Below are 269 nucleotides of genomic sequence, written 5' to 3'. Positions count from 1 at the left end.
TCGCTCGCGCTCGAGATGGCGCGCCACGGCGTCACGGTCAACACCGTCTCGCCCGGTTACCTGCGCACCCAGATGGTGATGCAGGTGCCGGCCGACATCATGCGCGAAAAAATCCTGCCGCAAATTCCCATGGGCCGCCTCGGCGAACCGGCCGAGGTCGGCGCGCTGGTCGCGTACCTGTGTTCGGAGGAGGCGGGCTTTATGACTGGCGCCAACCTGGCCATCAATGGCGGCCAGCACATGTCCTAGTACAACATCCCTTAAATACA

Annotated in this window: 1 protein-coding gene; it reads left to right on the top strand. The window is 63.2% G+C overall.

The features are described 5' to 3' along the window. On the top strand, positions 1-249 hold a 249-nt coding region (locus C7C56_RS26380), incomplete at its 5' end, for an SDR family oxidoreductase (protein ID WP_146204650.1). Between the last annotated feature and the right edge of the window lie 20 nt (positions 250-269).

The organism is Massilia glaciei (assembly GCF_003011895.2).
Classification (GTDB): Bacteria; Pseudomonadota; Gammaproteobacteria; order Burkholderiales; family Burkholderiaceae_D; genus Telluria_A; species Telluria_A glaciei.
The sequence above is the reverse complement of the archived record's forward strand: the minus strand, read 5'-3'. Positions and strand labels throughout refer to the sequence as shown.